Source organism: Arsukibacterium tuosuense (genome assembly GCF_900215315.1).
In the GTDB taxonomy this organism is placed as follows: domain Bacteria; phylum Pseudomonadota; class Gammaproteobacteria; order Enterobacterales; family Alteromonadaceae; genus Alishewanella; species Alishewanella tuosuense.
Genome location: NZ_OBEB01000013.1, coordinates 1 through 2,862 on the forward strand (window position 1 = coordinate 1; position 2,862 = coordinate 2,862).

Consider the following 2,862-nt stretch of genomic DNA (forward strand, 5'->3'; position numbering starts at 1 on the left):
CCACGCTTCCACACCTCACCTATCAACGTTGTGGTCTCCAACGACCCTTTAGTAGACTCGAAGTCTAAGGGATGACTCATCTTGTGGCCGGCTTCCCGCTTAGATGCTTTCAGCGGTTATCCGTTCCGAACATAGCTACCGGGCAGTGCCATTGGCATGACAACCCGAACACCAGCGGTTCGTTCACTCCGGTCCTCTCGTACTAGGAGCAACTCCACTCAATCATCCAACGCCCACGGCAGATAGGGACCGAACTGTCTCACGACGTTCTAAACCCAGCTCGCGTACCACTTTAAATGGCGAACAGCCATACCCTTGGGACCGACTTCAGCCCCAGGATGTGATGAGCCGACATCGAGGTGCCAAACACCGCCGTCGATATGAACTCTTGGGCGGTATCAGCCTGTTATCCCCGGAGTACCTTTTATCCGTTGAGCGATGGCCCTTCCATACAGAACCACCGGATCACTATGACCTACTTTCGTACCTGCTCGACGTGTCTGTCTCGCAGTTAAGCTGGCTTCTACCATTACACTAACCGTACGATGTCCGACCGTACTTAGCCAACCTTCGTGCTCCTCCGTTACTCTTTAGGAGGAGACCGCCCCAGTCAAACTACCCACCAGACACTGTCCGCAACCCCGATTCAGGGGCCCACGTTAGAACATCAAACATACAAGGGTGGTATTTCAAGGACGGCTCCATCTGAACTGGCGTTCAAACTTCAAAGCCTCCCACCTATCCTACACATGTAGGGTCAATGTTCAGTGCCAAGCTATAGTAAAGGTTCACGGGGTCTTTCCGTCTAGCCGCGGGTATACGGCATCTTCACCGCAATTTCAATTTCACTGAGTCTCGGCTGGAGACAGCCTGGCCATCATTACACCATTCGTGCAGGTCGGAACTTACCCGACAAGGAATTTCGCTACCTTAGGACCGTTATAGTTACGGCCGCCGTTTACCGGGGCTTCGATCAAGAGCTTCGCTTGCGCTAACCCCATCAATTAACCTTCCGGCACCGGGCAGGTGTCACACCCTATACGTCCTCTTGCGAGTTTGCAGAGTGCTGTGTTTTTAATAAACAGTTGCAGCCAGCTGGTCACTGCGACTCTCTGCTGCTTACGGAGCAAGTCCTTCACAACAAAGAGCGTACCTTCTCCCGAAGTTACGGTACTATTTTGCCTAGTTCCTTCAGCCGAGTTCTCTCAAGCGCCTTGGTATGCTCTACCTGACCACCTGTGTCGGTTTAGGGTACGGTCGCCAATACCTGAAGCTTAGAGGCTTTTCCTGGAAGCATAGCGTTAACAGCTTCGTGTCCTTAGACACTCGTCTCGTATCTCAGTCTTAAGCATCCGGATTTACCTAAACGCTCAACCTACATACTTTCACGCGGACTACCAACGCCGCGCCTGCCTAGCTTTCTCCGTCCCCCCATCGCAGTATTGGCCGGTACAGGAATATTAACCTGTTTCCCATCGACTACGCCTTTCAGCCTCGCCTTAGGAGCCGACTCACCCTACCCTGATTAGCATGGGATAGGAACCCTTGGTCTTTCGGCGGGGAAGTTTTTCACTCCCCTTATCGTTACTCATGTCAGCATTCGCACTTCTGATACCTCCAGCCATCCTCCCGGATAACCTTCAACGGCTTACAGAACGCTCCTCTACCACTTGTGCAAGCACAAGTCCGCAGCTTCGGTGAATGATTTAGCCCCGTTACATCTTCCGCGCAGGCCGACTCGACTAGTGAGCTATTACGCTTTCTTTAAAGGGTGGCTGCTTCTAAGCCAACCTCCTAGCTGTCTATGCCTTCCCACATCGTTTTCCACTTAATCATTACTTTGGGACCTTAGCTGGCGGTCTGGGTTGTTTCCCTTTTCACGACGGACGTTAGCACCCGCCGTGTGTCTCCCGAGTAGTACTCATTGGTATTCGGAGTTTGCATGGGGTTGGTAAGTCGGGATGACCCCCTAGCCCAAACAGTGCTCTACCCCCAATGGTATTCGCTCGAGGCGCTACCTAAATAGCTTTCGAGGAGAACCAGATATCTCCGAGCTTGATTAGCCTTTCACTCCGATCCACAAGTCATCCCCTACTTTTTCAACAGTAGTGGGTTCGGTCCTCCAGTTAGTGTTACCCAACCTTCAACCTGCTCATGGATAGATCGCCCGGTTTCGGGTCTACACCCTGCAACTATTCGCCCAGTTAAGACTCGGTTTCCCTACGGCTCCCCTATTCGGTTAACCTCGCTACAGAATGTAAGTCGCTGACCCATTATACAAAAGGTACGCAGTCACCCCACGAAGGGGCTCCCACTGCTTGTACGTACACGGTTTCAGGTTCTATTTCACTCCCTTTACAAGGGTTCTTTTCGCCTTTCCCTCACGGTACTGGTTCACTATCGGTCAGTCAGGAGTATTTAGCCTTGGAGGATGGTCCCCCCATGTTCAAACAGGATACCACGTGTCCCGTCCTACTCGTTTTCACTGTAAAGGCATTGTCGTGTACGGGGCTATCACCCTGTATCGCTGTTCTTTCCAGAACATTCCACTAACACCAATACAACTTAAGGGCTAATCCGCGTTCGCTCGCCGCTACTAACGGAATCTCGGTTGATTTCTTTTCCTCGGGGTACTTAGATGTTTCAGTTCTCCCGGTTTGCCTCCCAACACTATGTATTCATGTTGGGATAGTGAGTAAACTCACTGGGTTTCCCCATTCGGATATCTGCGGGTCTAACGCCTCTTACCGGCTTCCCACAGCTTTTCGCAGGTTAGTACGTCCTTCATCGCCTCTGACTGCCAAGGCATCCACCGTGTACGCTTAGTCACTTAACCATACAACCCCAAGATGTCTTGAAGTG

1 rRNA gene is annotated in these 2,862 nt (G+C 51.7%); it reads right to left on the reverse strand.

What is annotated here, in order from left to right:
* A 23S ribosomal RNA gene (locus CRO03_RS18315) occupies positions 1–2,836 on the reverse strand; the annotation flags it as partial.
* Positions 2,837–2,862 lie beyond the last annotated feature (26 nt).